Source organism: Vibrio sp. D173a, assembly GCF_030248475.1.
Genome location: NZ_JAHGAH010001289.1, coordinates 1 through 883 on the forward strand (window position 1 = coordinate 1; position 883 = coordinate 883).

The window sequence follows — 883 nt, forward strand, 5'->3', positions numbered from 1 at the left end:
CGAAGTGCTGCTGCGCAAGTAGGGTGGTTGGCACCAATACGGCGACTTGCTTTTCGTTATCGGTACAGACGAACGCTGCGCGCATCGCCACTTCGGTTTTACCAAAGCCTACGTCACCACACACTAGACGGTCCATGGCCTTTGGTTGGCACATATCCGACATTACAGCGTTGATCGCCATAGATTGGTCGTCAGTCTCTTCAAATGGGAAGCCTGATTTGAAGGTCGCGTATTGGCCGCGGTCTAGGATAAACTTATAGCCCGGTTTGAGCTCACGTTTGGCGTAGACATCAAGCAGTTCAGCGGCCACGTCTCGCACTTTCTCAGCAGCGCGTTTACGGGCTTTCTGCCACGCTTCGCCGCCAAGTTTATGCAGAGGAGCACTCTCTTCAGCGCCACCTGAGTAGCGTCCGATTAGGTTAAGTGAGGCAACTAGTACGTATAACTTGGCGTCATTTTGATATTCAAGCGTCACGTACTCGGTTTTCATGCCGCCCGCTTCAAGGGTTTGCAGACCGATATAACGACCAATACCGTGGTCGAATCGCTGTTAACGCTTTTCTTATCTTTTTTGCGGCGTTGAATAACGCGATCACCCAAAAGATCACTTTCACAAATGAAAGCCAAATCGCGTTGGGTGTCGATAAAACCATGCTCAGCAGCACCTAAGACGAGGTTGAACTTGTCGCTTTCTGAGAGTGATTGAATCAGTGTCTCGACTTCAACTGGACGAATCTTGATCCCTTGAAGTAGCTCGCTCAGTGCTTCACGTCGACCCTGAGATTCGACTGAAAACACCACCTTACCTGTAAATGACTCGGTAAACTTACGCAGGTTAGCCAGGGGCTCTTTATTCTGATGCTGGACGCTCAGATCTGGTAAT

Annotated in this window: 1 pseudogene; it reads right to left on the reverse strand. The window is 49.9% G+C overall.

Annotation, left to right across the window (positions count from 1 at the left end):
• Nucleotides 1-883 (reverse strand): annotated as a pseudogene (locus tag KIV40_RS32910) (CarD family transcriptional regulator); the annotation flags it as partial.